We start from the raw sequence: 25,207 nt of genomic DNA on the forward strand, positions 1-25,207 counted from the left end.
GGGCATCGAGCCCTCCGTCGGCAGCATCGGCGACTCTTACGACAACGCTCTCGCCGAGACGATCAACGGCCTGTACAAGACCGAAGTGATCTATCGACGCGGGCCATGGCGCTCGTTCGAGGCCGTCGAGTTCGCGACGCTGGAATGGGTCGACTGGTTCAACAATCGCCGGCTGCTGGAGCCCATCGGCAANATCCCGCCGNCCGAAGCCGAGGANCGCTACTACGCTATGCTCGAAGAGCCGGCCATGGCAGCGTGACTCAAACCAAAATGCCTCCGGCAATCCCGGCGCGGTTCACCCGGGCAAGACCGATGCGCTGACGCTGGCCGCCTGAAAGCTGCTGTCCGTTGTCGCCAACTTGGGTCTCGTAGCCGCCCGGCAGGCGCAGGATCATCTCATGCACACCAGCCATCTGCGCGGCTTTGACCACCTGCTCCGACTCGCCCGACTGGAAGCGCGAGATGTTTTCCGCAATCGTGCCGGCAAACAGGCGCACCTCCTGCGGCAAATAGCCGACATGGCGGCCGATCTGCTCGGCATCCCAGTGCGCGATCTCCGCCCCGTCGATGCGCACCGTGCCGCTGACCGCGGGCCAGACGCCGACGATGTGGCGGATGAGGCTCGACTTGCCCGAACCGGACGGACCGATGATTGCAAGTGTCTGCCCGGGCTCCACGGCGAAGTTGATGCCTTTGAGGAACGGGGTGCGGGTACCCGGCAGCACCGAGGTCAGGTTCTCTACCTGCAGGTGGCCGAGCGGAGTCGGCAACTCGGTGCGATCTTCGTCGCCCGGCACCATCTCGAACAGGCGCTTGAGGCGTGCATGCGCCTGGCGTGCCGTCACAAACTGCTTCCACTGCGCCACGCCCTGCTCGACCGGCTGCAATGCGCGGCCCATCATGATCGAGGCTGCGATCATGATGCCGGGGCTGATCTCTTGATGCAGCGCGAGATAGGCGCCGAGGCCGAGGATCGCCGACTGCAGCACCATGCGGAAGAATTTCTGGAAGGTCAGGATCGTGCCGGCCTTGTCGCTGGCGTCGGCCTGAGCATCCAGCATCTGGCCATGGCGCTGCTGCCAGCGCTCGCCCAGCGCCCTCTCCATGCCCATGGAGCGGATCACCTCGGCATTCTGCAGCACGGTGCTGGCGAACTGGTTCGCCCCCTGCGCCGCATTGTTGGCGGCCTTCAGCTGGGCTCGGGTCGAGTACTCGTTGATGAGCGCCAGCGCGAAGATGACGATCGCTCCGGTCAGGGCGAGGTAGCCAAGCCAGGAGTGGAACAGGAAGCAAACAACGATAAATACCGGGACCCACGGCGCGTCGAAGAATGCGATGATGCCGGAGCCCGTCAGGAACTCGCGTACCTTGTCTCCGTCCGACAGAATCTGCTCGGCGCCGCCGTTGGGATTGTTCAGGCGCAGCTTCACGGCGCGGCTGAAGAGGCTCTGCGAGAGCACCTCATCGAACTGCATCCCAGCGCGCACAAGCATTCGGGAACGTACATATTCGAGCACACCGTACACTGCCATCAGGAACAGAGTGATGAGCGAGATCATCACAAGGGTGTACTCGTTTCGCGTTCCCAACACGCGATCATATATTTGCAGCATGTAAAGAGGAGCTGCAAAAAGCAGCAAGTTGATCGCGAAAGTGAATATGAAAGTCGTCACAACGACCGCGCGGAATTTGTCGTAGGCGTCATGAAGAGGTGTTTTTTGTTGCATGAACCTATCTCAATTATCCCGAGCGATATTAAACCAGAGTCAAGCTAACCTTCTAGCGTAGCCTTTCCGCCATTGCAATCGAGGCGTCATATCGACAACATACAGTGTTGCACTGAAATCCAACTCGAAAGGATGCAACCTCTCTTTAATAAAGACTGCACCAATCCTCATTTTCATGAGCATAATCTCGATTGTTTTGATTTATTTTTGGACTGAGCGTCTGTTCCCTCCATTTTTGGCCCAACGACAAAATTCCATTTGTGCCGACCTCGAGGGAACCAAGTCGCCGTCGCGAATGGCGCGTCGACAGCAGTGATTCAAAGATTTGGGTTCAAAACATTGCCTAAATCAGCTAGCACCACATCGCCCAAAGTCTGGCTTGCGGGCGAAAGCGACCGAAAGCCAAATGTGTCAGCGCTTCCGGAGCAGTCGCCGTGCCGCTCCCCGCGGCAAGTCTGAAGTGGAACCCTAGCCTATGAGCGGAAACGTGTACCTTATCCACCCCAAGCGGTTTGGCGACAGCCGCGGCTGGTTCACGGAGGTCTACAACGAGAAGCGCTTTGCCGAGCTCGGGATCACCTGCCGTTTCGTCCAGGATAATCACTCGATGTCCGTTCCTGTCGGCACGATCCGCGGCCTTCACTTCCAGACGCCGCCCTTCGCCCAAGACAAGCTCGTGCGCTGCATTCGCGGCAGCATCTTTGACGTCGCCGTCGACATCCGACACGGCTCGCCGAGCTACGGAAAGTGGGTCGGCGCAGTGCTGTCTGCGGAAAATGGCGATCAGCTTTTCATTCCGGCCGGCTTCGCGCACGGCTTTGTCACGCTCGAGCCATCGACCGAGGTCACCTATAAGGTCTCAAGCGGCTATGCGCCCGCCAATGACGGGGGCATCCTCTGGAACGACGAGGACATCGGCGTCGACTGGAGGCTTCCCGCAGGCGTCGAACCGATCCTCAGCGACAAGGACAAGAAGCAGCCGCGCCTTGCCGAGTTCGAAAGCCCCTTCCCCTACGACGGCGCACCTCTGCAGCTGGTAGAGGTGTAGGTTAGTCGATGCGCAGGATTCTTATTACCGGCGGAACCGGTCAGGTCGGCACTGAACTCGAGGCAATCACGTGGGCGGAAGACGTGGAGGTCGTACGTCCGACCCGCAGTGAACTGGATCTGTCCAGCGTCGCAGCAATCCGGGCTTACTTCGCCAGCGAAAAGTTCGACGCGGTGATCAACCCGGCCGCTTACACCGCGGTGGACAAGGCCGAAAGCGATTGCGCCGGCGCTTTTGCGGTGAATGCCACAGCAGCTGCCGCCCTGGCCGATGCGACGCGTCAGCAAGACATCCCGCTGATCCACGTCTCGACCGACTATGTCTTCGATGGAGCGAAGTCCGGCGCCTATGAGATCGATGACCCGATCCGGCCGATCAACGTCTACGGGGCCTCGAAGGCTGCCGGTGAACTTGCGGTCCGCACGGGCAATCCACGGCACGTCATCCTTCGCACAGCCTGGGTGTTCTCTCCGCACGGCGGCAACTTCGTGAAGACGATGCTTCGCCTTGCGGATCGTCCAGAGCTGCGGGTGGTGGATGACCAGAAGGGGTGCCCAACATCCGCCACGGACATTGCGGCTACGCTTGCTGCGATCACGTTACGTCAACTTGATGACCCCGCTGCACCTTGCGGGACCTATCACTTCGTCAATGATGGCGCCACGACTTGGTGCGCGTTCGCACGCGAGATCTTTCACCAGGAGGAGGCAGCTGGTGGCAAGGTGCCGGTGGTCCATGCCATCCCAACCAGCGAATATCCTACGCCGGCGCGGCGTCCTGCCAACTCGGTGTTGTCGGTGAAGCGGTTGAGCGACGACTACGGCATCCGACCCCGGCCATGGACCGAAGCTTTGCAGGACACACTGGCGGCGCTGCGAGACCATAAGATGAAAGGCACTATCTGATGAAGGGCATTATCCTGGCCGGTGGCTCGGGCACCAGGCTTCATCCGGCGACCCTTGCTGTGAACAAGCAGCTGATCCCGATCTACGACAAGCCGATGATCTACTATCCGCTGTCGGTGCTGATGCTCGCGAAAATCCGCGACATCCTGATCATCTCGTCGCCGGAGTATCTGGACAACTACAAACGCCTGTTCGACGACGGCAGCAAGTGGGGCCTGAACATCTCCTATGTCGAGCAGCCGAGCCCGGACGGCCTCGCCCAGGCGTTCACTCTGGGCGCCGACTTCATCGGCTCCGACCCGGCAGCACTTGTACTCGGCGACAACATCTTCTTCGGGGCCGGTCTGAGTACTCTCGTGCAGAAGGCGCGCAGCCGCACGGAAGGCGCAACCGTCTTCGCGTACGAGGTCGATGATCCGGAACGCTATGGCGTCGTTGAGCTCGATCCGAATGGCCGCGCGATCAGCCTCGAGGAAAAGCCAAAGCAGCCGAAATCCCGCTTTGCCGTTACGGGCCTCTACTTCTACGACAACAAGGTCGTGGAATATGCGCGCCAGCTGAAGCCGTCGGCTCGCGGCGAATATGAGATCACAGATCTCAACCGCATCTACATGGAACAGGGCAACCTCTTCGTCGAGAAGATGTCACGCGGCTATGCTTGGCTCGACACCGGCACGCATGACAGCCTGCTCGAGGCCAGCGAGTTCGTCCGTACGATCCAGCACCGCCAGGGCACGCACATCGCCTGCATCGAGGAGATCGCCTACCTCAACGGTTGGATTTCGAAGGACAAGGTGATCGAGTACGGCAACTATTACTCGAAGACCGAGTACGGCAAGTATCTGCTGAAACTTGCTGAAGCCACAAATCCGCAGCAGTAATCTCAAAGCTGCGACCAGAACAACTCAGGGAGCTCACATGCGTATTCTCGTTACCGGAGGGGCCGGGTTCATCGGATCGGCACTGGTGCGCTATCTCGTCGCCGAGGTGGGCGCCGAGGTGCTGACCGTCGACAAGCTCACCTATGCCGGCAACCTCCACTCCCTGCGCGCCATCGAAAACGCGCCGAACCACCGCTTCTTGCGCGCGGACATCTGCGATGCGGCGGCGATCAACGAGGCATTCCGCTCCTTTCAGCCGGATCGGGTAATGCACCTGGCGGCGGAAAGTCACGTCGACCGCTCGATCACTGGAGCAGGCGACTTCATTCAGACGAACGTCATCGGCACCTTTACCATGCTGGATGCTGCGCGCCGCTACTGGACCGGCCTTCCTGCAGACCGCAAGGACGCATTCCGCTTCCTGCATGTCTCGACCGACGAGGTTTACGGCTCGCTCGGCGACGAAGGTCTCTTCCAGGAAGTCACGCCTTACGATCCGTCTTCTCCCTACTCTGCATCAAAGGCAGCGAGCGACCATCTCGCCACCGCCTGGCAACGCACCTACGGCCTGCCAGTGGTGATCTCCAACTGCTCGAACAATTACGGGCCGTATCATTTCCCTGAAAAGCTCATCCCGCTGATCATCCTCAACGCGCTCGAGGGCAAGCCGCTGCCGGTCTACGGCACCGGCGCCAACATCCGCGACTGGCTCTACGTCGATGACCACGCGAGGGCACTGCACCTGATCTGCTCGCGCGGCCGAGTCGGCGAGAAGTACAATGTCGGGGGCCGCAACGAGCGCCGCAACATCGACGTGGTGCGCCGCGTCTGCGAGATCCTCGACCAGATGAAGCCACAGGGGGCTCCGCACGACCGGCTGATTCAGTTCGTCACTGACCGCCCTGGCCATGACGCGCGCTATGCAATCGATGCTACCAAGCTCGAGACCGAGCTCGGCTGGCGCGCGCAGGAAAACTTCGACACCGGCATCGAGAAGACGGTGCGCTGGTACATTGAGAACGAGTGGTGGTGGCGCCCGCTGCGCGACGGTGTCTATGACGGCCAGCGTCTGGGCACGCTCGAAGCCGCGAACAACGGCTAAGTTTATCTAGAAAAGCTTCAGGCCGTGCGTCGCGTAGAAGCGCACGGCCGATTTCCCGAATTGGCGGATGTGCCACCAGCCCTTCTTGCCGGCTTTCCCGCCGGCATGAACGACTCTGACAGCCGGTACGTAGGCGATCTGCGTTTTCTTTCCGGCACGCAGCGACAGGTCGAAATCCTCGAAATAGAGGAAGTAGGCTTCGTCGAAGCCGCCCAGCGCACGTAGGACATCACCGCGGAAGAACATGAAGCACCCGCTGACGATCGGCGGCTCCCAGTGAACTTCGTCCTGCGTTTCCGCACGCATTTCGTAGCGGGCAAGGCGCTGGTCGAACATGGCTGCAAGACGCGCCGGTGCAAAACCGCGCAGCAGCAGGTCGAACAGCGCCGGGTAACGCTTGCACAGATACTGCCGGCCGCCATCCGGCCAGTACGCCATGGGCGTCAACAGCCCACAGGCCGGGTGCTCCTCCAGGAACCTCAGCGCCTTCTGCAGGGCATCCGGGCGCATCTCGATGTCCGGGTTGAGGATCAGGTGGTATTCGCCGGTGCGATCGAGGATCAGGTTATGCGCTCGACCGAAACCGACATTGCCGTGACCGTGCAGAACCTCGACTGTCCAGCTGGCCAGTTCCTGAGCAACAATTTCGCCGACCTCGTTTTGGGGCGAATTTTCGATGACGAAGATCGCGACATCATCGCGAGCGAACTCCTGCAGGGCGGTACGCAGTGACAAAAGAGTGCGCCGGAACTCGTCCGCGTCAGATCGAAACGTGACGATCGATACCGTCAGCTTCCTACGCGGCGAATTGGGCCCCGCGGTTTCCGCCATCTATTTCCTTCCCATCCGGCCGCAGAGGCCGTGCCAGAAGCCAAGCCCCATCATCTTCAGGTGCGTCAGCCCGCGCGGGGCGAAGACACTGAAGAACAGCGCCATCTTGACCGAGCGCAGCAGCAGCACATACCGCCACTGCCAGGAAATCCAGGCTTGCTTGCACAGCCAGATCGCGTTGCGGACATGATAGTAGTGGCGAAGTGGGCTGTGGACCGGCACGCGCCTGTCGCGGAAACGGATCCACTCGTCGCCAAGCGCATGCTCCATCCGCGCCGCGAAGACACCGTACGAGAGAAATCCATCACGGCGGGCACGCAATCCCCACTCGATGTCGACGTAGTCGATGAAGAGGTCGTCGACCATCACGCCAACTTCATCAAGGACGGCGACAGGAACAAGGCAACCGGAGGCTATAAGAAAATCTGCCTCGACCACCGGTTCGGCACCGCGGTGTTCGCGCCGACGCAGCTTCAGTCCGTCAAGATAGACAAAGGCCGCCGCCTCTCCCTGACGAGGGTCGACATAGGAAGGACCAACCGCCGCGACCTTCGCGCCGGTCGCTGTCAGGCGGCGATAGGCCTCGACCAACTGCGCGACCATATCGGGCGCGGGGATACTGTCCTGATCAAGAAGGAGGACGAACTCCGTTCCCCTCTCCCGCGCACGCTCGATCCCGGCATTCTGCGCGTGCGCAATGCCGAAATTTTCGCCGAGCTCAACGATCTCGCAGTCATACTGCCGGGTAAGCCCAGAGAAGTCGAAGCTGGAGCCGTTGTCGACGATGATGAGGGATGACAGTTGCGGACGAATTGCGCCCACCAGCTCCATCAGCTTCGCCGACGAAGGATGGTACGTCACGATCACGCCGCAGACGCTGGCCACGTCCTGCGGCATTTCGGGTAAATTCATGCGTCAGGCGATGCCGTACTCGAGGAAATGCTGCAGGTGCCCGATGGTGGAGATCACGCTGCCGTCCTCGGTCACCCAGCGCACGGTATACGCGACATCGGTGGCCTCGTCTATCGCGGTCATGTCGACGAGGACGATGTGGGAATCGAACTGAACCAATTCGATCTGCCCGGCCCGTTCAATAAATCGGGCGACAAAGTCCTTAGCGCGGTCGTCATACTGCAGGTACGCCGGCGAATAAGTCGGCGCGCGTTCTGCTGGAACCGATGGGATCGGCGCAATCACGGGCTCTACCGCGATGACTGCATCGCCATCCCTTTCCTCACCCTTTGGCCGAAGATGCGGCAGAAGGGTTGCGAGATCGTCCTGATCAAGGGACGTGGAAACAGTGACGTCGCCGAGCTTATGATTTGCAACAAACCCCACGTGGCCGTTGACCAGCGAGAGCAGGATCTGCGAGTCGCTGAGGCTGGCGACCTCGACCACCGCAGCCGAGCTGTGCTTGCTCGAAGCCGCTTCAGGCGCGGTCGCAGCAGCGGGGGCCGACGTGGCAGCCGTCGCCTCGACCTTTCTCGCCGGAGCCACCTTCACCATCTTCGGTGCAGCTGCCTCGACCGGCACTTCGGAATTCCCTTCCACGAAGCGCGCCTGCAGCGCGAGAAGATTGTCCTGCTCGACTAGGTCATGCATCAGCACGGCAACTTCAACATCAAGTGCCGCCAATTCCAACTGATCAGGAGCATGGTGGGACAGCAGGTCCTCTGTTGTCGTGGCGGAACCGCGATCACCGGAAACCTCTGCCTGTCCCTGCTCAGATAAAAGGGAACTCAGCGCGATTGCATCGTTGCTGCTTGTCGATGCAAGACTAACGCTTTCACCATCCGCGGTCTCGGAAACCTCCGTCACCTGCAGGAAGCCGTAGCCGATCGCGATCGCAGCAAGGCTCGCCGCGATGCCGTGGCCCCAAGCAATCGAACCGGACGAACCGGAAGCCACGTTGCGGCTGTCAACCGACAAGCTGCCTTTGCCAGCGTCGGTCACACCCGCGGCAGCGCCGGCATCAGGGGGAGCGCCATAGGAATGGACCTGCTGGTCGAGGGCGGCGTTGAGCTGGCTGACCGCGAGTTCCGGCGAAAGTGCCAGCGCTGAGGCGGCAACATCAAGCGGTCCGGGCAGAGCTCCGGCATCGCCGTCCATTTCTTCCATCGCATGAGCCATGCCGACAAAATCGTCGGAGGCGACATAAAGCGACCAGATCAGCGCCCCGAGCATCACCGCCGGGTGCAGCCGGATCGTCTGGTCGTGCAGCATACGCGGCCGCAACGAAATCACGTTGTCCGACGTCGGCGCGGCGGCTTTTGCGGCCACGTCGCTGACGAAGCGCTTGATCAGTTCCGGGAAGTCCGCGCCATAGAGCACCTCAGAGAGGCCAGGGCTATCGAGCACGTAACCGCCGTCGATGCGCGCGAGATGGACGAAAACGTCGCCATCCTCGCGGAGGAAGACAAACCACGGATCACCTTCGTCAGTAACGCCGCGCGCTGAAGAGACACGGAGGTTCGCCTGGATGAGAAGGCCTTCGACGCGGTAAAGATCCGCCAGTTCCTGATTGGTCCAGTCCCCACGCCCCCGCCGGTCACGTTGCAGGGGCGTAACGACAATTCGGCCATCCGCCGTCGCACTCACAAGCGGCAGATCTTCCCCCGGTCCGGGGGCTACACTCTTCGAATTTTTGCCCCTCAGCGACGGAAAGGCGAGGATCTTGACCATGCTGACTCTCGTCAAAATGATGCCGGATACTAGATCTGCGGTCGCCGCACGTCCAGCACACGGCCCGCTTCTTTCCCACATTTCTACTTCGCTAGACAATAAAAATTTATCAACCACATTTTGCATGATTTTCGAAACAGCGACCACTGTACGAATGTATTCGTGTTTTAATTTTTGATATGATAAACATGATAACCTATATTTCGCGCCCCCATCTTCCATGACAAAGATATGTTTTTTAATAACATCTCGCTAATCTCCATCCGACTTCTTGCTGAACTGAATTACTTTCAAAAATATAATTCCAACCTTTGAAGGACGGATAACTTCCCCAATGGAACGTTGCCGCGTCCATCGTTGTTTGGCTCCTGACGCGAACAGGAATCCCGGAGCCCAAGATGGACGAGAACAAGCACGCCGCAGATGTGGCGGAAGAGGTAGGCAAGCAGCATCGCATTCAGGAGCAGATCGACAGGCAGGATCGGGAGGGCGATAGCGGCGAAGAGAAGCCGAAGGCGATGCAGGCCGGCGCGCGGGAGTATCCCGTTCCGCCGTTCCCCGAACAGCATCAGCCCAAGCCCGGCGACGAGGCCGCGTTGGAGCCCGCCCCGATGTATGATGCACCGTTCTGGCAGGGCTCCGGAAAGCTGGAAGGCAAGGTCGCGCTGATCACCGGAGGCGATTCCGGCATCGGCCGCGCGGTCGCCGTACTATTTGCCCGTGAGGGTGCGGATGTCGCGATTGCCTACCTGAGCGAAAGCGAGGATGCGGAAGCTACCCGCCTGGCGGTGGCTGATGAAGGCCGCCGCTGCCTGCTGCTCCCCGGCGACGTGACAAGCGAAGCGTTCTGCAACGACGCCGTCGAGAAGGTCGTCGCCGAGTTCAGCAAGCTCGACATTCTCGTCAACAATGCCGCTTTCCAGTATCACGCCAGCGACATCGAGAGCATCACCACCGAGCACTTCGACACAACGCTGAAGACCAACCTCTACGGCTACTTCTTCATGGCGCGCGCGGCCGTAAAGCACATGAAGCCGGGCTCAGCGATCATCAACACCGGCTCCGTCACCGGACTTGAAGGCAGCGGCGGGCTAATCGACTATTCGATGACGAAGGGCGGCATCCACGCCTTTACCAAGGCGCTCTCGTCGAACCTCGTGCCCAAGGGCATCCGCGTCAATGCCGTGGCGCCCGGCCCCGTCTGGACGCCGCTAAACCCCTCAGAGCGTCCGCCTGAACAGGTGGCGAAGTTTGGCGCAAATACCCCTATGGGTCGCCCGGCGCAGCCTGAGGAGATCGCGCCCGCTTACGTGTTCTTCGCCTCGCCGCAGTGCTCGAGCTACATCACCGGCGAAGTGTTGCCGATCGTCGGAGGGTACTAAACTGCCCGAGCCAGCTTTCGTCGTCGCCCAGCGCGCGGAACTCATCTACGTCAATGACGGCGAGCCGGGCATCCGCCGCCGTCGCGCGGGCCGCGGCTTCTTCTACGTAGCCGCTGGCGGGGCGCGGCTGTCTGATGCGGACGTGCTGTCGCGCATCAGGACGCTCGCAATCCCGCCGGCATGGACCGACGTCTGGATTTGCCCTGACCCGACCGGACACATCCAGGCTACCGGCCGCGACCAGCGCGGCCGCAAGCAATACCGCTATCATCCTGCATGGACTGCGTGCCGTGACGAGGCGAAGTTTTCGAGCCTTGCGGCGTTCGCCCATGCGCTGCCCGGCCTGCGCGACAAGGTGGAGGAGGATCTGGCGCTTCGCGGCCTGCCGCGCGAGAAGGTGATCGCCTCGATCATCTGGCTGCTCGACAAGACGATGATCCGCATCGGCAACGATGCCTACCGGCGCGAGAACAAGAGCTTTGGGCTGACGACGCTGCGCGACAGGCATGTCGAGGTAAATGGCTCGAGCCTGCGCTTTGCCTTTCGCGGCAAGTCGGGTCAGGAATGGCGCCTGAAGCTGCAGGACCGGCGCATTGCGAAAATCGTTCGCGCCGTGCAGGACATTCCAGGCCAGCACCTCTTCCAATATCTTGACGATGACGGCGAGCGACGCGAAGTCCGCTCGCACCACGTCAACGCCTATATCCGTGACGCGATCGGAGAAGAGTTCTCGGCAAAGCATTTTCGCACCTGGGGTGCCTCGGTGCTCGCGATCCGAGAGTTCGGTGCGATCCCGCTGCCTGAAACGAAGCGTGCTCAGGCGGTAGCACTCAACCAGGTGATCGACGAGGTCGCGGCGACCATGCGCAACACCCGCGCCGTTTGCAGGCGCTGCTACGTCCACCCGCTCATCATCGACAGCTGGCTTGAAGGGACGCTCGGCGACGAACTTCGCGACATCACCCGGCGGACCCGGAAGCCGCTGAAAGGGCTCGACGAGGACGAGTCACTGATGCTGCGCTGGCTCGACATGAGAACAGCGGAAGCGCCACGAGAACTCGCCGAGGCCTGAGCAAAAAGAACGGGCGGGAGATTGCTCTCCCGCTCCCGACTGGCGGCCGGATGCGGCCTACTGAGACTGCCAGCTCTTGACCAGCTCGTCGTAGTTGACGGTCACTGGCTGTTCCTTCTCGTTCTCGATCTTCAGCTGCGGAGCAAGGTTGCCCTTCGCGACGGCATCCTTGTTCCAGTATTCGAGGTCGTGTTCCTCGGCGAGCTTCGGACCGATGTCACCCTGCACGCCGGCGCGCTCGAGGCGTGCCAGCACCTGCTCCTGCTCGGCGCAGAGCGAGTCCATCGCTTCCTGCGCGGTCTTTGCGCCGGACGAGGCATCGCCGATCGCCTGCCACCACAGCTGTGCAAGCTTCGGATAGTCCGGCACGTTGGTGCCGGTCGGCGACCACTGCAGGCGGGCCGGCGACCGGTAGAACTCGATGAGGCCGCCGAGCTTCGGAGCACGCTCGGTGAAGCTCTGGTGATCAAGGGTCGACTGGCGGATGAAGGTGAGGCCGACGTGGCTCTTCTTCACGTCCACCGTCTTGGAGGTCACGAACTGGGCATAGAGCCAGGCTGCCTTGGCGCGGTCATCCGGGGTCGACTTCAGGATCGTCCACGAGCCCGCATCCTGGTAGCCGAGCTTCATGCCTTCCTTCCAGTACACGCCATGCGGCGACGGGGCGAAGCGCCACTTCGGCGTGCCGTCCTCGTTGACGATCGGCAGGCCTTCCTTGACGAAGTCCGCGGTGAACGCGGTGTAGGTGAAGATCTGCTGTGCAACCTCGCCCTGCGCCGGCACTGGGCCGGATTCGGAGAAGTTCATGCCCTGGGCTGCGGGCGGCGCGTACTTCTCCATCCATTCAAGGTATTTTTCGATCGCGTAGACGGCGGCCGGGCCGTTGGTGTCGCCACCACGTGCGACGCACGAGCCCACCGGACGCGAGTTCTCGTCGACCTTGATGCCCCATTCGTCGACCGGCTTGCCGTTAGGGATGCCCTTGTCGCCGTTGCCGGCCATGGAAAGCCAGGCGTCGGTGAAGCGCCAGCCAAGCGACGGGTCCTTCTTGCCGTAGTCCATGTGGCCGTAGACCTTCTTGCCGTCGATCTCGCGGCCGGTGAAGAACTCGGCAATGTCCTCATAGGCTGACCAGTTGACCGGCACGCCAAGGTCGTAGCCGTACTTGGCCTTGAAGTCCGCCTTGTTCTTATCGTCGTTGAACCAGTCGTAGCGGAACCAGTAGAGGTTCGCGAACTGCTGGTCCGGCAACTGGTAGAGTTCGCCGTCCGGAGCGGTCGTGAACGACTTGCCGATGAAGTCGTCGATGTCGAGGTTCGGGTTGGTGACGTCCTTGCCCTCGTTCTCCATCCACTTCGTCAGGCTGCGCGCCTGCAGGTAACGCCAGTGCGTACCGATGAGGTCGGAGTCGTTGATGTAGGCGTCATAAATGTTCTCGCCGGACTGCATCTGGGTCTGCAGCTTCTCGACGACGTCGCCTTCGCCGATCAGGTCATGGGTGACCTTGATGCCGGTAATGGCCGTAAAGGCCGGCGCAAGGACGCGCGCTTCATATTCGTGGGTCGTGATGGTTTCGGACACCACCTTGATGTCCATGCCCTGGAACGGCTGGGCGGCGTTGATGAACCATTCCATCTCGGCTTCCTGGGCCGCCCGGTCGAGCGCGGAGAGGTCGCCGATTTCCTCGTCGAGGAACTTCTTCGCCGCCTCCATGTCTGCATGCGCACTGGTCATTCCGAAGAGGAGCGCCACTGCAGCCGTAGATACAAGCAAGTGCCTTCGCATTTCATTTCCTCCCATTGAACGCAACCAAGTTGCACCGTAGAGCCGGCGCGGAAGCGCCGGCCGTTTCTCCTCCCTAAACGTATCGAAACACGCCGATGGCGTAGACGACCGACAGGGCAAGGGCCCACCAAAGGTTGGGTCCAACGAGACCCAGCCAGGCAAGATGAATGAATGCAGCGCCGAGCAGCGAGACGAACAGGCGGTCGCCCCGCGTCGTCTCGAAGCGCAGAATGCCAAAGCGCGGATCGCCGCCCGGCGAGAAGTACTCCCACACGGCCATCCCGACGAGCATCAGGAAGATCGTGCCGAAGAAGGCCGCGGTCGGCCATGTCCAGGCCATCCATGAAAAGGTCATTGGTGCCCTCCTGTGGATGTTTGGCAAAGGCGGCGTTCGCCCCTCATCCGGCTGCCGCCACCTTCTCCCCGCTTGCGCGGAGAAGGATGAGAGGCATGAAGCGCGTCGGCACTTCGACGGGCGCACCCCGCGGCCGAATAGCCAAACAGATACGGCTTCCTCCCCTTCTCGAAGGGCGGATGAGGGGCGATAAGGGATCGGGACAGCGACCTGGTCATCACACCCGCCCCAGGGCAAAGCCCTTCGCAATGTAATTGCGCACGAAGTAGATCACGAGCGCGCCGGGGATCAGCGTCAGCACGCCGGCAGCGGCAAGCACGCCCCAGTCGAGGCCGGAGGCGGACACGGTGCGCGTCATCGTCGCCGCGATCGGCTTCGCGGCGGTCGTCGTTAGCGTGCGTGCAAGCAGCAGCTCCACCCACGAGAACATGAAGCAAAAGAAAGCTGCGACACCGATGCCTGACGCAATCAGCGGCATGAAGATTTTCACGAAGAAGCGCGGGAAGGAATAGCCGTCGATGTAGGCCGTTTCATCGATCTCCTTCGGCACGCCAGACATGAAGCCTTCGAGAATCCAGACCGCTAGCGGCACGTTGAACAGGCAGTGCGCGAGCGCCACCGCGATGTGGGTGTCGATCAGCCCGAACGCCGAATAGAGCTGGAAGAAGGGCAGCGCGAACACCGCCGGCGGCGCCATGCGGTTGGTGAGCAGCCAGAAGAACAGGTGCTTGTCGCCGAGGAAGCGATAGCGCGAAAAGGCGTAGGCGGCAGGCAGTGCCACCGCCACCGACACCACCGTGTTCATCACGACGTAGATGATCGAGTTGATGTAGCCGGAGTACCAGGACGCGTCGGTGAAGATGACCGTGTAGTTGCGCAGGGTCGGGTTCTGCGGCCAGAGCGAGAACGCGCCGGTGATCTCGGCGTTCGTCTTGAAGCTCATGTTGATGAGCCAGTAGATGGGCAGCATCAGGAAGATGATGTAGAGCGTCGGCACCAGCCACCAGAACCGGGACGCGGTGCCCCGCCGACGCATGGTACGATCAACGACGCCGGACGTGCTGCGGGAACCCCCCGCTGCCGTCGCATCCTCGCGCAGCATCATGGTCGTCTCCTTGGTTCCGGCCATATTAGCGCTCCACGTCATAGTTGGTCATGACCGTGTAGAAGACCCACGACATGAGCAAGATGATGAGGAAGTAGATGATCGACATCGCCGCCGCCGGACCGAGGTCGAACTGTCCCACCGCCATCTTGACGAGGTCGATCGACAGGAACGTGGTCGAGTTGCCGGGGCCGCCGCCCGTCACCACGAACGGCTCGGTGTAGATCATGAACGAGTCCATGAACCGCAGCAGGATGGCGATGGTCAGAACCCGCTTCATCTTCGGAAGCTGGATGTAACGGAAGGTCGCCCAGCGCGAGGCCCCATCAATCCGCGCGGCCTGATAATAGGCGTCGGGGATGGAGACGAGACCGGCGTAGCACAGCAGCACGACGAGGCTCGTCCAGTGCCAGACGTCCATCAGGATCACGGTGATCCAGGCGTCGAGCGGGTCACGCACGTAGTTGTAGTCGACGCCGAGCGCGGCGAGCGTATGGCCGAGCAGGCCGATGTCGATGCGGCCAAACACCTGCCAGATCGTGCCGACGACGTTCCAGGGGATCAGCAGCGGCAGCGCCATCAGCACGAGGCAGACCGGCACGCCCCAGCCTTTGCGCGGCATGTTGAGGGCGATGAAGACGCCGAGCGGAATCTGGATCGCCAGCACGATGAAGGAAAAGGCCAGGTTTCTGCCCATCGCGTCCCAGAAACGGCGCGAATGCAGCATCTGCTGGAACCATTCCGAGCCAGCCCAGAAGAAGACGTTGTTGCCGAAGGTGTCCTGCACTGAATAGTTGACAACTGTCATCAGCGGGATGACCGCCGAGAACATCACCAGCAGCATCACCGGCAGGACAAGGAACCAGGCTTTGTTGTTCCAGGTCTTGTTCATCGCGCGCTCCCCCCGGCTGCGCCTGCAAGATCGACGCGCCAGGAATTGGCGTAGAGGTTGATCCGCTCCGGAACGAAGGTGACATGCGGGTCGGCGGGAATTTCCTCTTCCTCGCCAGCGATCACTGCGATCTCCCTGCCCTCGAGCTCCGCGCGGACGATCTTGCGCCGGCCGGTGTCCTCGATCTTGGCGATGCGGACGGGAATGCCTTCCCTCCCGAGCCGAACGAATTCCGGCCGGATGCCGAGTTCGTACTGCTGCTGGCCGTCGGCTGGCGCGCCGGGCAGGCTGATGACATGGTTGCCAAGCCGCGCGCTCGTGCCCTCGACGCCGACCGGCAGCACGTTCATGCCGGGGGAGCCGATGAAATAGCCGACGAAGGTGTGGCTCGGCCGCTCGAACAATTCATCGGGCGTGCCGATCTGCACTATCTGCCCGTCATACATGACCACGACCTTTTCGGCGAAAGTCAGCGCCTCGGTCTGGTCGTGGGTCACGTAGACCATGGTGAAGCCGTAGCGGCGATGCAGCTGCTTCAGCTGCGAGCGCAGGACCCACTTCATCTGCGGGTCGATCACCGTCAGCGGCTCGTCGAACAGAATCGCGTTGACGTCCGAGCGCACCAGCCCGCGACCGAGCGAGATCTTCTGCTTCTGATCGGCCCCGAGGCCGGCTGCACGCCGCCTGGCGAGCGATGCCAGGTCGATGATCTCCAGCGTCTCGCGCACCTTGCGGCCGACCTCGGCTTCCGGAACGCTGCGATTGCGGAGCGGAAATGCCAGATTGTCGTAGACCGTCATCGTGTCGTAGACGACCGGGAACTGGAACACCTGGGCGATGTTGCGCTGCTGCGTCGACAGGTCAGTGACGTCGACCCCGTTGAAGCGCAGGCGCCCTTCCGATGCGCGCAGCAAGCCGGAGATGATGTTGAGGAGCGTGGTCTTGCCGCAACCGGAGGGGCCGAGCAGCGCATAGGCGCCGCCATCCTCGAAGGTGTGGTGCACCTCCTTCAGCGCATAATCGGCCTCGCTCTTCGGCCTCTCGCCGTAGGCGTGGCGGATATGGTCGAGTTCGATGCGTGCCATGGCCGTCTCCTCATGCCGCCAGGGCGCTGGTGGGCCGCACCGCACGGCCCGACTGGTCGAACACCATCAGGTGACGGGGATCGATATAGACCGTCACGCGCTCGTCCGGCTCGAACCGGTGGATGCCGGGCGCGAGCATCACCCACGATGCATTGGCATAGTGCAGGTGGATAAAGCTCTCCGAACCGGTGATCTCCGTGATCGACACCGTGGCCGTGATCGGCACGGCCGTCGACGACGTCGGATGAAGGGAAAGATGGTGGGGCTGGAAGGCGACCGTATACGGGCCGTCTTCCACGCCGGTGAGGCCGTCCGGCGCCGGGAGGTTCACCCCACCATCCAGCTCGAAGCCGCTTCCGCGCTTTATCAGCTCGATCGTGTTGAGCGGCGGGTCGGCAAAAGTCTTTGCGGTGATGATGTCATCGGGCCGCCGGAAGACATCGACGGTCGGCCCGAATTGCGTCACGCGCCCCTCGGAAAGGGTCGCGGTGTTGCCACCGAGAAGCAGCGCCTCGGACGGCTCGGTCGTTGCGTAGACGAAGATCGCCCCGGACTCCGCGAAGATCTTCGGCAGCTCCGCGCGCAACTCCTCGCGCAGCTTGTAGTCGAGGTTCGCGAGAGGCTCGTCGAGAAGGACGAGCCCCGCCTTCTTGACGATCGCGCGCGCCAGCGCCGTGCGCTGCTGCTGGCCGCCCGAAAGGTTGAGCGGCAGGCGGTCGAGGTAAGGCGTGAGGCGAAGAAGCTCCGCCGCGCGGCCGACCTCGCGCTTGATGGTCTCGCCGTCAACGCCCGCCACGCGCAGCGGCGAGGCAATGTTTTCATAGACCGTCAGGGTCGGGTAGTTGATGAACTGCTGGTAGACCATCGCGACGTTGCGCTTCTGAACCGCAACGCCGGTGACATCCTGTCCGTCAAAAAAGACCTTGCCGGAGGTAGGCTGGTCGAGACCAGCCATCAGTCGCATCAGCGACGTCTTGCCCGAAAGCGTCGGGCCAAGCAGCACGTTGAGAGAGCCATGACGAAGCGACAGGGATACGTCGCGAATGTGTTCCGCGGCTCCGACCTTCTTCGTCACATTTCGCAGTTCCAGCATGCTCCTCCTCCCAAAGGCTGCCGGCCTGCACGGCGCTACTCTGCCGCGCTACGTTTCTTCTCCACCCCTTGCATGTATTCATCCAGCATGGACGCTTCCTCTGCCGTCAGGCGCAGGCCAAGCTTGGTCCGCCGCCAGAGCACGTCTTCCGCTGTTGTCGCCCACTCGTGCGCAATTAGGAAGTCAATTTCGGCCTGATAAAGATCAGCGCCGAAATGCTGCCCGAGACCCGCGAGCAAGGACGCATTTCCAACTATCGTGCGCGCGTCGGTGCCGTAGAGGCGCACGAGGCGTGCGGCATGTGCCGGAGCGAGGAAGGCGTAGCTGTCGCGCAGCCTTTTGACCTCGCCCTCGAAACCATCATGGGCAAACTCCCCACCGGGAAGCGGCGCATTCGCCGTCCAGGGCTTGCCTCGCCTGCCGAGGAAGTCCTCGATCTTCTCGAGCATGTGCTCGGACAGGCGGCGGTAGGTCGTGATCTTGCCGCCGAAGGCGTCGATGCGCGGCGGCTGGCCTTCCGGTGCATCCGGGCGCAGCACGTAGTCGCGCGTGGCTTCCTGCGCCTTCGATGCGCCGTCGTCGTAGAGCGGACGCACGGCCGAATAGGTCCAGATGATATCCTCGGGACGCACTGGCTCGGCGAAATATTCGCTCGCGGCGTTGCAGAGGTAGGTGACCTCTTCGTCGCTGATGTGGACCTTTGCCGGATCGCCCGGATAGTCGCGATCGGTGGTGCCGATCAGCGTGAATTCGTTCTCGTACGGGATCGCGAAGATGATGCGGCCGTCGCGGTTCTGGAAGAAGTAGGCGCGCGGATCATCGAACTTCTTGCGCACGACGATGTGGCTGCCCTGGACGAGACGGACGTTGTGCGCGTCCTTCTGTCCCATAGCCTCGGAAAGCACGTTGTCGATCCAAGGGCCGGATGCATTGACCAGCAGTCGCGCCTTCACGAGCGAGCGGGCGCCGGAACGGGTGTCCTCGATCGTCACGTGCCAGAGCTTGTCGACGCGCTGCGCCGAGACAACCTTGGTACGGGTACGAATGGTCGCGCCGCGCTTCACCGCGTCACGCGCGTTGAGCACGACGAGGCGCGCGTCGTTCACCCAGCAGTCCGAGTACTCGAATGCCTTGGTGAAGAGCGGCTTCAGCGGCTTGCCCGACGGGTCGCGGCGCATGTCGAGCGTGCGCGTCGCCGGCAGCAACTTGCGGCCACCGATGTGGTCATAAAGGAACAGGCCTAGCCGCACGAGCCACGGCGGACGGATGCCCTCGGCAATCGGCAGCACGAAGCGCATCGGCCAGATGATGTGCGGCGCGTTCTTCCAGAGAACCTCGCGCTCCTTCAGCGCCTCGCGGACGAGGCGGAACTCGTAATATTCGAGGTAGCGCAGGCCGCCGTGAATGAGCTTGGTCGAACCCGAAGACGTGCCACTGGCAAGGTCATTCATCTCGGCGAGGAACACGGAATAGCCACGGCCGGCCGCATCGCGCGCGATGCCGCAGCCGTTGATGCCGCCGCCGATAATGAAAATGTCGTGGATGCCTTGGCCGTCCACGCGTTCCCTCCAGGGTTTCGCAACGCAGCGAAGTTGCTGTCATTTTTTCTGCGCCAACAATGAAAACGAATGCGAGCGAATGTCAAACGAAAATACCTGAATCCCACATGTGACATCGTGGGTTTCGAAGATGCGGAACCTTGCCGGAGGCTGCGTGTTCATGCGGAGGAACCGAGGGAGGTCTCCATGGCGATACGCGCGATCTGGAAGGGTTTCCTGAGCATCGATGAGCTTTCCTGCGCCGTCGCGCTTTATTCGGCGGCGACGACTTCCGAGCGCGTTTCCTTTCACATGGTCAACAAGAAGACGGGCAACCGCGTTCGCCGCGAATATGTCGACGAACAGTCCGGCAAGCCGGTCCCGCGCGAAGATCAGGTGAAAGGCTACGAAACGGCCAAGAACAACTACATCATCCTTGAGCCCGAGGAGATCGCTGAGGCGACACCGCAGGGTGACAAGACGCTGTCGATCGAAAGTTTCATCCCCTGCAACGAGGTCGACACCACCTATTTCGACAAGCCTTACTTTCTCACGCCCGCCGACCAGGAATCAGAAGATGCATTCGCGCTGATCCGTGAGGGCATGCGCAAGAAGAAGGTGGCCGCGCTTGCGCGCGCGGTGCTTTTCCGGCGCGTGCGTTCGGTGCTGATCCAGCCGCGCGGGCGCGGCATGCTCGCCAACACGCTCAACTTTGACTACGAGGTCAGGCCTGCAGAAAAGGCGTTCGACGACCTGCCGGACCTGAAGATCAAGGGCGAGATGCTGGATCTCGCCAAGCACATCATCGAAACCAAGAGTGGGAAATTCGATCCCGCCACTTTCGATGATCGCTATGACGCGGCGCTGGCGGAGCTGGTGAAGGCCAAGGCCGAGGGCCGCGAGATCAAGCTGCCGAAGAAGGAGCCCGAAGGAAAGGTTATCGACCTGATGGCGGCGCTGCGCGAAAGCGCGAAGCTCGCAAACAAGCCCGCGGGCAAAACGAAAACGAAATCGGCACCTGAAAAGAAGCGCAAGGCGAGCTAATCCATGGCGCTCGAAACCTACCAGCAGAAGCGCGACTTCAAGAAGACGCCGGAGCCAAAGGGGAAGGCAACCAAGGCTGCAAAGGGCAACAGCTTCGTGATCCAGAAGCACGATGCGCGGCGGCTGCACTACGATTTCCGTCTGGAGATGGATGGCGTGTTGGTCAGTTGGGCGGTCACGCGCGGCCCGAGCCTCGTGACCTCTGAGAAGCGCCTGGCGGTGCACGTCGAGGATCATCCGCTGGAATACGGGTCCTTCGAGGGCACGATCCCGCAGGGCGAATATGGCGGCGGAACGGTGATCGTCTGGGACCGGGGCACCTGGACGCCGGTCCATGATGCGAAGAAGGGAATGGCCAAGGGCCATCTCGAACTCGAGCTGCACGGCGAGAAGTTGCAGGGCCGCTGGCACCTCGTCAGGATGCCGCAGCGCCCACGCGAGAAGCGCGACAACTGGCTGCTGATCAAGGCAGACGATGAGTTTGCCCGCGAGGAAGGCGACGCCGACATTCTCGAGGAGCGGCCGGAATCGGTGCTGACCGGCCGCGAGATTGCCGACGTGGCGGGCGAAGAGCCGGGCTGGTCATCCAAGACCGGCAAGATCGAGAAAAAGAAGGCACCGCAGCCTAAGCAGAAGGGCCGCAAGTCCGCGATGCCGGACTTCATCGCGCCGCAGCTTGCGACTCTGAAGCCGCAGGCGCCGTCAGGCAAGGGCTGGATCCACGAGATCAAGTTCGACGGCTACCGGCTGCAGGCGCGGATCGACAAGGGCAAGGTACAGCTGCTGACCCGCAGCGGGCTCGACTGGACGGAAAAGTTTGGCAAGGAAGTGCCGAATGCGCTCAGCGCCTTGTCCTGCGAACAGGCCATCATCGACGGCGAACTCGTCGTCGAGGGCGCAGGCGGCGCATCCGATTTTTCATCGCTGCAGGCGGATCTCAGCGAGGGTCGCAGCGACCGCTTCATCTTCTTTGTCTTCGACCTGCTTTACCTGGACGGCCGCGACCTGCAAGGCGTTCCGCTACTCGAGCGCAAGGCAGCACTGGAAGCGCTGGTGAAAGACGTCGCTGAGCGCATTCGCTACAGCGAGCACTTTGAAGAAGACGGCGAGATGGTGCTTCGGCACGCCTGCCGACTGAGCCTCGAAGGGGTGGTCTCGAAGAAGGGGAACGCCAAATACCAGTCGGGGCGGAACAAGGACTGGATCAAGTCGAAATGCGCGAAGCGGCAGGAGTTCGTGATTGCCGGCTACGTGCCATCAACCACCTCACAAAAGGCGATCGGCTCGCTGGTGCTGGGCGTTTATGACGATGGCGAGTTGCAGCATGTGGGCCGTGTCGGCACAGGCTTCAGCCGCAACGTCGCCGAGGACTTCTACAAGCGCCTCGCGAAGCTGGAGCAGAAGACCTCGCCATTTGCCGGGAAGCTGGACGCGGCAGCGCGCCGTGGCGCAATCTTTGTGAAGCCGCAACTCGTAGCCGAGGTCGAGTTTCGCGCCTGGACGGCCGACGGGAATCTCCGCCACGCCGCGTTCCGCGGCATTCGCGAGGACAAGCCGGCGAAAGAAGTCGTTCGCGAGGGTGGAATAGCGCCTGTTGAGAAGACGCCTGCCAGGCCAAAGTCCAAGGTCTCCCTCACGCACCCCGACCGCGTCTACTGGAAGGATGTCGGCGTCACGAAGGAAGGGCTTGCGAGCTACTACGCCGAAGTCTGGCGCTTCATGGCCCCGCATATCATCAACCGGCCGCTTGCTCTACTCCGCTGCCCCGGTGGCACCGCGCAGCAATGCTTCTTCCAGAAGCACGGCTGGAAAGGGATGAGTGGAGAGATTTTGAAGGCGGTCGACCCGAAAGACGACAGCGACGACAACACCATCATCGCCATCGACAGTCTCGACGGCCTGACCGGTCTCGTTCAGGGTGGCGCGCTCGAAATCCACACCTGGCAGGCGACGCTGACGGAACTCGAAAAGCCTGACCAGATCGTCATGGATCTTGATCCGGACGACGCCGTGCCGTGGACGGTAATGCTGGATGCCGCGCGCGAAGTGAAGCAGCGACTGGAGGATGCCGGCCTCAACGCCTTCGTCAAAACTACCGGCGGCAAAGGGCTGCATATCGTCTCACCACTGAAACCCAAGGCAGGATGGGAGGAGATGAAGGAGTTTGCACGCGCGATTGCCGACAGCATGGAGAGCGACAATCCCGACCTCTTCATCGCCAAGGCATCGAAGGCGCAGCGGAAGGGCAAGATTTTCGTCGACTATTTGCGCAATTCACGGGGCGCAACAGCGATTGCTCCCTATTCCAGCCGAGCGCGAAATGGCGCGACCGTGTCGATGCCGCTTTCATGGGATGAGCTCGACCCATCGATCAGGTCTTCGCATTTTTCGGTGACAAACGCGGTTGCCCGCGTGGCGAATCTTACGGGCGATCCCTGGGGTGATTTTCGCGCCGCACAGGTTCCACTGGAAACGAAGCGCAAAGGCACGCGCCGCAGATAGCCTTACCTCGGCTTGCCGCTCTTCTTCTCCGCCTCGACGCTTTTGCGCAGTGCATCCATGATCGACACCACATTGGTGGCCGTGGGTGCGGGCGTCTCCTTCGTCTTCTTCGGAGTGGCCTTGCCCTGCTTGCGCTTCTTCGACGCGATCAGTGCCTTCAGACGCTTCTGCACCGGATCCTGCACCAGTGCCGGCTCCCACTCCGTCTTCCGCTCTTCGATCAGGGTCTCGATCAGCTTGAGCGCCTTCGGATCCGGTTTCGAGTTGTCGATGTCGGAGAAATATTCTTCGGCATCGCGCACCTCGTCGCCGTAGCGGAGGGTCCAAACGACGATCCCCTTGCCGCGCGGCTCCAGCATCACTGCGCGCTCGCGCCGGTAGAGAACAAGCCGGGCAATTCCCACCATCTCACTCGCCGCCATCGCATCACGGATGACGGAGAAAGCCTCTTCGGCGATCTTGTCGTCGGGCGTCAGATAGTGAGCGGTGTCCAGCCAGATCCAGGAAATGTCGTCACGAGGGACGAACATGTCGATGTCGATCGTGCGGGTGCTTTCAAGTGCCACCGCATCGAATTCCTCGTCTTCAAGCAGGACGAAGTTGTCCTCGGCAAGCGGATACCCTTTGCGCAGATCCTGATCGCGCACTGGCTTGCGGGTCGCTTCATCCACATAGCGGCTTTCGATCGGGTGGCCGGTCTTGCGGTTGATCGTGCGGAAGGTGACCTTCTCGCTCGCCGTCGTTGCCGGCGCCATTGCAACCCGGCAGGTCACAAGCGAGAGGCGTAAATACCCCTTCCAGAAGCTTCTTGGCGCCATCGATTCGACTACCTCAAACTCACTGCGGAACGCGTGGTGCCACAATTTGTTCCACAGTGATGCTTGAAACCTGACCGTTAACGCGCGTTAATTATTGAGCATTTCGCCCAGCAAAGCGGCAATTGTGTCGCAATGCGCACGTTCGCGACACAGAGTCGTATCATTTTCGCCACACCCCACCCGGTACGAACATCCGCAGGTTGCGCCCGGCGCGCAATTCAGTTGAAACGAATCCGCAAATCATCGACAGATTTGCCTAGGACAGGGGGACAGCTCGGTCCGCGGTATTCGACCAGATAGCGGTCGTCATTTTTGAACGAGTGGAGACACACATGAACATCAAGGGGCTTCTCATCAGCTCTGCTGCCGCCATCGTGGCAGTTTCCGGCGCGCAGGCAGCTGACGCGATCGTCGTCGCCGAGCCAGAGCCGATGGAATATGTTCGCATCTGCGATACCTACGGCACCGGCTACTTCTACATCCCGGGCACCGAGACCTGCCTGAAGATCGGCGGCTACCTCCGCTACCAGATGAACTACGTCAAGCCGGACGGTTCGGACTACGCCTTCGACAAGCTGGCTCGCTTCGCTCCGACCTTCACCGCGAAGAACCAGACCGAGTGGGGCACGCTGACCTCGCACGCTCAGGTTCTCTTCGACTGGGCTAGCGGTTCGACCTTCTACGGCACCGGCACCGCTCTCGAGCACGCTTACATCTCGCTCGACAACGGCACCTCGAGCTTCCTCGTTGGTAAGACCGACACGCCGTTCTACGAGTTCCTCGGCTTCTGGGCTGGCCCGACCATCCACGAAGGTGCTTACGGCGGCGCCAACACCGGCCAGCTGCGCTACACCTACAACGCTGGCAACGGCTTCTCCTTCGTCGCAGCTGTCGTCGAGAACCCGAACGACAACGACTTCCACCCGAGCGTTGAAGGCGGCGTGAGCTACACCCAGGATTGGGGCTGGGTTGCTGGCGCAGTTGCCTATGACACCTTCGTTGAGCAGTTCGCTGCCCGCGCTGGTATCGGCTTCAACTTCACCCCGGCGATCTCGTTCAGCCTGCACGGCATGTATGCTGATGACGACGTTGCTGGCATGTACAGCCTCAACGACGCTCCGTGGACTGGCGGCAACCAGGCTGAGTGGGCTGTCCTCGCTGGCGTCAGCGCTGGTCTGACCGACAAGGTCACCCTCAACGGTCACTTCCAGTACCTCGACACCGAGGAGTGGAACGCCGCTGTGAACCTGGCTTGGACCCCGGTCAACGGCCTGACCATCACCCCGGAAGTTGCTTACGAGTCCTCGACCGAGTCGACGATCGGCTTCCTGCGCTTCCAGCGCAACTTCTAATCGATCCT

Annotated in this window: 22 protein-coding genes; 10 read left to right on the forward strand and 12 right to left on the reverse strand. The window is 61.6% G+C overall.

Annotated elements, in window-relative coordinates; genetic code table 11:
* Positions 1–259, forward strand: a 259-nt coding sequence (locus L630_RS0109545) for an integrase core domain-containing protein (protein ID WP_024848033.1), incomplete at its 5' end; no start/stop codon positions are given.
* A gap of 1 nt (position 260) precedes the next feature.
* Here the strand turns inward: L630_RS0109545 and L630_RS0109550 are convergent.
* Positions 261–1,727, reverse strand: coding sequence for a type I secretion system permease/ATPase (locus tag L630_RS0109550; protein WP_024848034.1), 1,467 nt, complete (start codon positions 1,725–1,727; stop codon positions 261–263).
* Between the two features lie 475 nt (positions 1,728–2,202).
* Between L630_RS0109550 and rfbC the strand changes: the two genes are divergently transcribed.
* The 4 genes from rfbC to rfbB are packed head-to-tail and all read left to right on the forward strand — an operon-like array spanning position 2,203 to position 5,663.
* On the forward strand, positions 2,203–2,775 hold the full coding sequence (gene rfbC / locus L630_RS0109555) for a dTDP-4-dehydrorhamnose 3,5-epimerase (protein WP_024848035.1): 573 nt from the start codon (positions 2,203–2,205) through the stop codon (positions 2,773–2,775).
* A gap of 8 nt (positions 2,776–2,783) precedes the next feature.
* Positions 2,784–3,680 carry a dTDP-4-dehydrorhamnose reductase gene (gene rfbD, locus L630_RS0109560; RefSeq protein WP_024848036.1) on the forward strand — a complete coding sequence of 299 codons (897 nt, stop codon included), beginning with the start codon at positions 2,784–2,786 and terminating at the stop codon, positions 3,678–3,680.
* Positions 3,680–4,561 carry a glucose-1-phosphate thymidylyltransferase RfbA gene (gene rfbA / locus L630_RS0109565; RefSeq protein ID WP_024848037.1) on the forward strand — a complete coding sequence of 294 codons (882 nt, stop codon included), beginning with the start codon at positions 3,680–3,682 and terminating at the stop codon, positions 4,559–4,561. The genes rfbD and rfbA overlap by 1 nt, the downstream gene beginning before the upstream one ends.
* A gap of 37 nt (positions 4,562–4,598) precedes the next feature.
* On the forward strand, positions 4,599–5,663 hold the full coding sequence (rfbB, locus tag L630_RS0109570) for a dTDP-glucose 4,6-dehydratase (protein ID WP_024848038.1): 1,065 nt from the start codon (positions 4,599–4,601) through the stop codon (positions 5,661–5,663).
* Positions 5,664–5,669: 6 nt separating this feature from the next.
* Here rfbB and L630_RS0109575 read toward each other — a convergent pair whose 3' ends face one another.
* From L630_RS0109575 to L630_RS0109585, 3 genes are read right to left on the reverse strand one after another with little or no spacing between them, the layout of a single operon-like run.
* Positions 5,670–6,494 carry a glycosyltransferase family 2 protein gene (locus L630_RS0109575; RefSeq protein WP_024848039.1) on the reverse strand — a complete coding sequence of 275 codons (825 nt, stop codon included), beginning with the start codon at positions 6,492–6,494 and terminating at the stop codon, positions 5,670–5,672.
* Positions 6,495–7,406, reverse strand: a complete 912-nt coding sequence (locus tag L630_RS0109580) for a glycosyltransferase family 2 protein (RefSeq protein WP_024848040.1) — start codon at positions 7,404–7,406, stop codon at positions 6,495–6,497.
* Positions 7,407–7,409: 3 nt separating this feature from the next.
* On the reverse strand, positions 7,410–9,176 hold the full coding sequence (locus tag L630_RS0109585) for a hypothetical protein (protein ID WP_024848041.1): 1,767 nt from the start codon (positions 9,174–9,176) through the stop codon (positions 7,410–7,412).
* 398 nt (positions 9,177–9,574) lie between these two features.
* Between L630_RS0109585 and L630_RS0109590 the strand changes: the two genes are divergently transcribed.
* Positions 9,575–10,558, forward strand: a complete 984-nt coding sequence (locus L630_RS0109590) for an SDR family oxidoreductase (RefSeq protein ID WP_024848042.1) — start codon at positions 9,575–9,577, stop codon at positions 10,556–10,558.
* Positions 10,559–10,601: 43 nt separating this feature from the next.
* Positions 10,602–11,630 carry a DNA topoisomerase IB gene (locus L630_RS0109595; protein WP_348601903.1) on the forward strand — a complete coding sequence of 343 codons (1,029 nt, stop codon included), beginning with the start codon at positions 10,602–10,604 and terminating at the stop codon, positions 11,628–11,630.
* Between the two features lie 57 nt (positions 11,631–11,687).
* Here L630_RS0109595 and L630_RS0109600 read toward each other — a convergent pair whose 3' ends face one another.
* From L630_RS0109600 to glpD, 7 genes are all read right to left on the reverse strand, one after another.
* A complete protein-coding gene (locus L630_RS0109600) occupies positions 11,688–13,415 on the reverse strand; it encodes an ABC transporter substrate-binding protein (RefSeq protein WP_024848044.1) in 1,728 nt (575 codons plus the stop codon).
* A 73-nt stretch (positions 13,416–13,488) separates the two neighbouring features.
* The gene (locus L630_RS0109605) at positions 13,489–13,770 is read right to left on the reverse strand and encodes a DUF2160 domain-containing protein (RefSeq protein ID WP_024848045.1); all 282 of its coding nucleotides are present in this window, start codon (positions 13,768–13,770) and stop codon (positions 13,489–13,491) included.
* 217 nt (positions 13,771–13,987) lie between these two features.
* Entirely contained in the window at positions 13,988–14,806 is an 819-nt protein-coding gene (locus tag L630_RS0109610) for a carbohydrate ABC transporter permease (RefSeq protein ID WP_024848046.1), read from the reverse strand.
* Positions 14,807–14,900: 94 nt separating this feature from the next.
* Entirely contained in the window at positions 14,901–15,767 is an 867-nt protein-coding gene (locus tag L630_RS0109615; RefSeq protein ID WP_024848047.1) for a sugar ABC transporter permease, read from the reverse strand.
* On the reverse strand, positions 15,764–16,852 hold the full coding sequence (locus L630_RS0109620; RefSeq protein ID WP_024848048.1) for an ABC transporter ATP-binding protein: 1,089 nt from the start codon (positions 16,850–16,852) through the stop codon (positions 15,764–15,766). The genes L630_RS0109615 and L630_RS0109620 overlap by 4 nt, the downstream gene beginning before the upstream one ends.
* A 10-nt stretch (positions 16,853–16,862) precedes the next feature.
* Positions 16,863–17,945: an ABC transporter ATP-binding protein gene (locus tag L630_RS0109625; RefSeq protein ID WP_024848049.1), complete on the reverse strand. Its 1,083-nt coding sequence runs from the start codon at positions 17,943–17,945 to the stop codon at positions 16,863–16,865.
* A gap of 35 nt (positions 17,946–17,980) precedes the next feature.
* Positions 17,981–19,504, reverse strand: coding sequence for a glycerol-3-phosphate dehydrogenase (gene glpD, locus L630_RS0109630; RefSeq protein WP_024848050.1), 1,524 nt, complete (start codon positions 19,502–19,504; stop codon positions 17,981–17,983).
* Positions 19,505–19,690: 186 nt separating this feature from the next.
* Between glpD and L630_RS0109635 the strand changes: the two genes are divergently transcribed.
* Together L630_RS0109635 and ligD are read left to right on the forward strand one after the other, a co-directional pair.
* Positions 19,691–20,527 carry a Ku protein gene (locus L630_RS0109635; protein WP_024848051.1) on the forward strand — a complete coding sequence of 279 codons (837 nt, stop codon included), beginning with the start codon at positions 19,691–19,693 and terminating at the stop codon, positions 20,525–20,527.
* Between the two features lie 3 nt (positions 20,528–20,530).
* Positions 20,531–23,029 carry a DNA ligase D gene (gene ligD, locus L630_RS0109640; protein ID WP_024848052.1) on the forward strand — a complete coding sequence of 833 codons (2,499 nt, stop codon included), beginning with the start codon at positions 20,531–20,533 and terminating at the stop codon, positions 23,027–23,029.
* Between the two features lie 2 nt (positions 23,030–23,031).
* Here ligD and L630_RS0109645 read toward each other — a convergent pair whose 3' ends face one another.
* Entirely contained in the window at positions 23,032–23,847 is an 816-nt protein-coding gene (locus L630_RS0109645) for a Ku protein (protein WP_024848053.1), read from the reverse strand.
* Positions 23,848–24,179: 332 nt separating this feature from the next.
* Between L630_RS0109645 and L630_RS0109650 the strand changes: the two genes are divergently transcribed.
* Positions 24,180–25,199 carry a porin gene (locus tag L630_RS0109650; protein WP_024848054.1) on the forward strand — a complete coding sequence of 340 codons (1,020 nt, stop codon included), beginning with the start codon at positions 24,180–24,182 and terminating at the stop codon, positions 25,197–25,199.
* The last annotated feature ends 8 nt before the right edge of the window (positions 25,200–25,207 follow it).

Origin of the sequence: Aminobacter sp. J41 (assembly GCF_000526635.1) — a bacterium.
Taxonomy (GTDB): domain Bacteria; phylum Pseudomonadota; class Alphaproteobacteria; order Rhizobiales; family Rhizobiaceae; genus Aerobium.